Origin of the sequence: Microcoleus sp. Pol7_B2, from assembly GCF_036701035.1 — a bacterium.
GTDB lineage: Bacteria > Cyanobacteriota > Cyanobacteriia > Cyanobacteriales > Microcoleaceae > Microcoleus.
The window spans coordinates 23,481-29,689 of sequence record NZ_JAUBQB010000084.1; the positions used below are offsets into that span (position 1 = coordinate 23,481).

The window sequence follows — 6,209 nt, forward strand, 5'->3', positions numbered from 1 at the left end:
AATAAAAAAGCGATCGACCGCATAGCGTAAAATTTTCTAAATAATTAAGTGTTTTTATTTATAACTTAGGAGTGTGTGTGATATCTGTCACACTTATTGGCTGGGCAAAAGTGCCATCAATTTTAGAGCTTTTAACCCCAGAACGATCGCGCGCTTCTCCCCCTGGCACGCAAAAAAATCGAACAACCCGCATTAATTTATCTTTCTCAACTCTTAGCCAGCGGCAATTATCCTAAAAGATTAGGAGATTGCCAAGCAACATATCACGTCAAAATCAGCTTCGGCGACTTGTACGAAGTAACCCGAAAGATATCCGATGCCCAACCATTGATCAGTAGAACTTTAACTAAGTTGGCGCGAACAAACATAACTATTTTAAAATAAGTAAATACAGAGAATATATTTACTGAGGTAACTCAATATATCCGCGATCGATGCAGGGTATTCCTCACTTAGTACCAAGACAAAACCCGATTCAACCTGAGAACTGCCGATGTGCGACCAAAAGTCAAACACGCCCGTAGAGGTAATACCGATTAAATGTACCTGGCTGCTATGTAAAAAACAGGACTTACTTGAAGAAACCGGGTTTTTGCGTAAGTCCTGTTTATGCAAAACTTCTGGATAATTTACAAAAATTTACATAAATGGTGAATTTCTTGGTGCGGGGACTCTGTTGGTACTGGTGTACACACCCTACGGCAGAGATTTGCGGTTGGTATTGAATGCTATAATCGTGCCGCGATCGCCAGCACAGTCAAAATTCCCACCCACCTCCCAACTTTTGCCAACTGCTGCCGCCAACGGCGCCCTTAACCGCCCCAAAATCATGCACTATCAATCCCAGCAGCAACGCCAAAAACACACGAGTCAGAAAAAAATTAAAAAAGCTATTTTTTACTGTTTGATAGCAATATTTTTCTTGTGGATCACGGCGAACCTCGCTACAATTGCCCAAAACACAAACCAGGGCGGGCTTAACGGGCAAGAAATGAGAAACTTGCTTGATCGGGGCCACCTCACCGAAGCCGTAACCAGAATCGAAGAAAGCTGGGAAGAAGACTATCAAACATACTTTGAACAAGACTTTGGAACCCGTGCAAAAACCGCCGAAGCAATATCAAAAACTCTCTCCCGCCTAGCAGTTCAAACAAAGAAAAAACCTGCTTTAATTTACGCTATCCCCCGCACCGACCAACTAGAATTAATCTTAATATTGCCCGATCGCCTCCCCATTCTCCGCAGCGTCCCCGAAGCCAAACAAGAGAAACTGCTCTCAGTAGTCAAAGAATTCGGCAGCGAAATCACCAACCCCGTAAAAATCAACACCACCACCTATCTAGAACCAGCCCAACAACTCTACAAATGGATAATTGCACCCCTAGAAACAGATTTGCAAACAGCAAAAATTGAAACCTTGCTGTTCTGCGTCGGCGAAGGTTTGCGAACCGTACCCCTAGCAGCAATGCACGACGGAAAGCAATTTCTGATCCAAAAATACAGCCTCGCCCGCATCCCCGCCTTCAAACTCACAGACAGCAATTACACCGACCTCAGAAACGTGCAAGTTCTAGCAATGGGAGCATCAGATTTCGCAGAAACGGCGAACAAAGAACCGCTGCCAGCAGTTCCATTAGAGCTAGGCGCGATCGCCCGACAGTGGCCCGGTCAATCCTTTCTCAACCAAGACTTCACCATAGTAAACTTGCAATCCCAGCGACTGCAACAAAAATACGGAATTATCCACCTGGCAACCCACGCCGAATTCCGCCCCGGAACCCCAAATAACTCCTACATTCAATTTTGGGACACCCAACTGGGCCTCGATCAAATGAGAGATTTAAAATGGAACAATCCGCCCCTCGAACTATTAGTATTAAGCGCCTGTAGAACCGCCTTGGGAGACAAAGAAGCAGAACTCGGATTTGCCGGTTTAGCACTGCAATCAGGAGCAAAATCAGCCCTCGCCAGTCTGTGGTACGTCAGCGATGCGGGGACTCTCGCCCTGATGACAGAGTTTTACCAGCAGTTAAGAATCCGCAGGCCAAACGACCCTCCAATCATTAAAGCTGAAGCAATGCGGCAAGCACAGATCGCCGCAATAGAAGGCAAAGTGACGATCGAAGGCGGTCAACTGCGAAGTGCGCGAGGCGACATTCCCTTGCCCCCGTCCATCCCCAAACTCGACAGCAAAGATTTATCCCATCCGTATTATTGGGCAGCTTTCAGCATTATCGGCAGTCCTTGGTAAGTGGGCCTCTTGACCGAAACTGGTGATAGGCTATAAAACATAAGTAATTTAATATCTGTAGCTGTCGCTCAACAAACCACCACCAACCTGTGACGAATCAAGCGGGAGCCTTCAAGGGGAAACAACAATGAAAAAATTAGAATTTTTGCTACAGAAAGAGGGCGATCGCGCCTGGTTGCCCCTAGAAACCTCCGACGTGGAAATTCTAGAAGGTAAATACCGTGTGGTTGCTCGCATTCAGCACCCCAACACCGACATCGAAATTCGCGTTACCCATACCTCCTTCGACCAAGGGGCGCAGCGAAAAGTCCAAAGCCGATCGGCCCGCACCAACCCCGAAGGATTAGTCGTGATCATTCCCTACACCAGGCTCAAACCCGGACTGTGGGAACTCTCCTGCTTGCCAGATCCCAAATCAACACCACTAAAACCTTGGCAGTACGGGGTTCAGTTGGAAGTATTGCCCGCAGAATCGGAAACCTCCGAACCCCTACCGCCGATCGACCAAATCGAACCTGCTGCTTCCACCGCAGCCCCACAAATCGCAGCACCGGTCGATGATCGCGCAGCCCCACAAATCGCAGCACCGGTCGATAGCCCCGCACCAACCCAAATCCCAGCAGCCGCTTCAGCACCGCAGCAGACCAAAATCTACCAATTCCCAATTCCCCAAACCCCCCAACCTAAACCGCACGTCAAACTCGAACTCGTCCTCGATCGAGAAACCTTCGTCACCCAACTCGGTCGCCCATTAATCATTTCCGGCAAAATAGACATTCCCCAACCCCCCCAAAAAACCAGAAAAACAGCAACTCTCCTCCCCGAATCCGAAGCGAGAGAACTCAAACAACTCATCGGTTCCGCACAACTGCAAATTTACCTGCGCGACCCCCAAACCTCAAAAATTCTCGCAGAAATCCAGCAGCCGATGCCAGAACAAGTTCCCCCCTGCATCTTTGCCTGCGTCACCTACATCCCAACCGAATGCAAAAGCCGCCTAATTTTAGGAGAAGCAATTCTCAGCAGCGGCAGCGTCACCCTAGCCACCAAACTATTCACAATTACAGCCCGTTTAGAGCACCTTCTAGAGGAAATTAAAGACAATTTCATCGAAGAAAAGCATCAAGCCGAACCCTCCCCAACAGCCTCAAAACAGCCTGGGAGCCCCAAAAATCAATCCTTCCTCAAGCTAGTACAAAAATCTTTAGACCCTCCCTCCCCCGCCGAATCCCCAACCAAGGAAGCCCTACCCCCTCTACTGGCTTCACGTCACACCCCAAGTGCCGGCGGTCTAGAATTGCCCGCATTCGGTAACAAACTGCCCGACAGCAGCCGAGTGCAATTGCTCTCGGAAATCTCCAATTCGCCTCGAACTGCCCCAGAGTCTATCGACCCACAAACCAAAGCCTCAGACATCCCCAATCCCAATCAAACAGCCGAAATCGGAGCGATAGAGCAAAAACCCGAAAACAGTCCCGAATTAGAAACAACAGCCCCAGAAACCCAGCCAACACCCACAAAACACGCATTTCAAACCTTAAAAGTCGAAAGTCGATTTTGGTCGCGACTGAGTTCCCTAGCCAGCAACGGCGAATCCCCCGACTGGCTCAAAGCAACCACCCTGTCACCAACTCCAACAGCCGCCGCCAATAGCAGCGACGAAATTGACGTTGTGGAAGAAAGCAGCCCAACCCAGCAGCAACCCGAAACGAGCGAAACAATTTCCGATCCCAAATCGACTAGCCCAGAAGCCAGAGAATTTGTCGTTTTTGACGAGCCCCCGCAGCCGAAACAAGTTGCTCAAAAAACCGCAACTGTCGCAGCCGAAGTAACTCCCCCAACTCCCTACGTTTTGTCAGAAGACGAGTTAGTACCGATGCCCATTTTGGAATTGCCGCGCGCCGAAATCCTCGCCGGCGGACCAGTAAAAGTGCAAGTGCAACTCCCGGAATTAATGCCCCGGATTTATGTAAAAGTTTGGGTTTACGATCGACAAACCTATCTGATTCTCGACGGGCCGCGCTGGATTACCGAATTTAAACCTAACGGGTTGGGAAGCGTGCGAGCAAGTATCGAGTTAGAGATTCCCTACGGCTGCATGGAAGTCGAATTTGAGGCGATCGCCGTCGAAATGCAAACTCAGCGGGAAAGTCATAAAGTAAGTGTTCACCGCCAAGTTTTACCCCCAGCCGGGCCAACTTTACCTCTGGATGGTTGAAGCGTGAAAGAAGGAAGTTCGGTAACGGATTGAGGCCCATACTTTATTATTTGGGGTGAATAATATGGTAGTGCAGTAACCCGTATTTGCTGGGTTCGGTAAACTCTAAACAGGCTGTTCCGATGGGCGCTAGAGTTTAGTTATTAAATTACGATGTATCAAGATGACATCAATGCCTTCTGAAAATGATGTGTTAGAAACTAAAAAGAAACGCTTTATGGTTTTGAATACTATTTACGATTTGGCTGAACAAGATGAACATCAACCTATCAGCACTTATGAAATCAAAAACAAAACTGAAATACAAGGTGAGAACTTATACCTGATTTTAAAGTTTTTAGTTAAGCAAGGTTTGATTAAAAACATATCTACTCTCGAATCTATGTATGGAGGAGATGCTGTGATCTCAATTACACATAAGGGCTTGTGTGAGTTAGAAAACGCTATCGAAAAACCTGATGAGCCAACTGAAAATTTCCCTGCTCATATTTATAATAGTTATACTACAATTAAAGGTAATAATTATGGTCATAATATAGCAGCAACCATGACTGAATCAAACATCTTCGATCGAAGAAGCGGAAATCACGACGAACAGATTGGGGATAGCTACCAGCAGAGCGGAAACTTCGGCATCGGTCATATGAGCGGTGGCACGATTCAGTCTGGTGCAAAAGTAGCTGGGGTCATCAACGAAGCCCAGCAACGGAACCTCGCTGAAGCTGCTGCTGAAATCCAGCAATTACTCGAACAACTGGAGAAGTCTTACCCAACTAATACTACGATGGGCAAGATGCAAATTGCCACTGAAGCCATTTCGCAAATTGACAGCAATCCAACGCTAGCTGGTCGAATCCTTAGCGCCCTGAAAGCTGGAGGCATTTCGGCATTTGAACAGTTGCTTAACCATCCGGCTGCCAGTTTTGTCATCGGTGCGTTGGAAGATTGGCAGGAAACTAAGGGAAGTTAATCTCAACGCGCTCTCGCTGGCGGCGCTGAGATTAACTTCCCTTAGCTTATTTAAGCTCCGGAGCAGTTGGTTCGAGTTTTTGCTGAGTAGTTTGTTCTTTCTGCTTCGCCAGCAGACCATCGAAGTCAATTTGCGTTCCGACTCCTGCAATTATTGCCATCAACAAACCGAAGATGACCGCGAAAAACTGCCACCCAAACATAAAGCGTTGGGCATGGTCTACGGCATCAAGCAGGACTTTGATTTTGGGTACTCGCGAAACCTCATTTTGTTTGCCAGGGCTGTGCGATGGCGCTTCATTAATAATTCCAGCCAGTTTGTCGGTGCGGATTGTTCCATTGTTTGCACCCACACCAAAGTTACCACTCTGATGGGTAGAGGTAGAGCTAATTGTGATGTTACCATTAACTCTGCCGGAGACGATCGCACTGCTATCAGCTTGACCGACACGGATTGACTTGTCGGTTGAATGATTGTTTGAACGGTTCTGCATCTTCAATCTTCTCCTGTTAATTAGTTGGATTGGGTGTTGATATTTCCGAGCACATTACCGGAATTTAAAGCTGTGCCTATAGCTTGTTCCACCTCGATCGAGTTATCGTTAATCACATTCCGACTGAAGTCAAAAATCATAGGTTTAGATTCCTGCTCATTGAGAATTTCATACAACTTGATAATAGCCTCATCTATAAATCAATACGGTTCAGTTAAGAGCTATGCAGTGCTTAAAACAATAAATACAGGAGGATTCATTATTATTCCAGTACCTC

At 47.2% G+C, this 6,209-nt stretch carries 4 protein-coding genes; 3 read left to right on the forward strand and 1 reads right to left on the reverse strand.

All coding sequences use genetic code 11. From position 1 onward, the window contains the following. Positions 1-685: 685 nt before the first annotated feature. The 3 genes from QUA57_RS23950 (at position 686) to QUA57_RS23960 (ending at position 5,439) form a co-directional block, all read left to right on the forward strand. Positions 686-2,251: a CHAT domain-containing protein gene (locus QUA57_RS23950; protein WP_333064011.1), complete on the forward strand. Its 1,566-nt coding sequence runs from the start codon at positions 686-688 to the stop codon at positions 2,249-2,251. Between the two features lie 127 nt (positions 2,252-2,378). Continuing rightward, a complete protein-coding gene (locus QUA57_RS23955) occupies positions 2,379-4,469 on the forward strand; it encodes a hypothetical protein (RefSeq protein ID WP_333064013.1) in 2,091 nt (696 codons plus the stop codon). A 163-nt stretch (positions 4,470-4,632) separates the two neighbouring features. Next, positions 4,633-5,439 carry a PadR family transcriptional regulator gene (locus QUA57_RS23960; RefSeq protein ID WP_333064015.1) on the forward strand — a complete coding sequence of 269 codons (807 nt, stop codon included), beginning with the start codon at positions 4,633-4,635 and terminating at the stop codon, positions 5,437-5,439. A gap of 46 nt (positions 5,440-5,485) precedes the next feature. Here QUA57_RS23960 and QUA57_RS23965 read toward each other — a convergent pair whose 3' ends face one another. Then, a complete protein-coding gene (locus QUA57_RS23965; protein ID WP_333064016.1) occupies positions 5,486-5,932 on the reverse strand; it encodes a hypothetical protein in 447 nt (148 codons plus the stop codon). Positions 5,933-6,209: the final 277 nt, after the last annotated feature.

Coding starts and splice junctions, on each gene's coding strand:
- QUA57_RS23955 (WP_333064013.1), top strand. CDS start 2,379: ATGAAAAAATTAGAATTTTTGCTACAGAAAGAGGGCGATCGCGCCTGG.
- QUA57_RS23960 (WP_333064015.1), top strand. CDS start 4,633: ATGACATCAATGCCTTCTGAAAATGATGTGTTAGAAACTAAAAAGAAA.
- QUA57_RS23965 (WP_333064016.1), bottom strand. CDS start 5,932: ATGCAGAACCGTTCAAACAATCATTCAACCGACAAGTCAATCCGTGTC.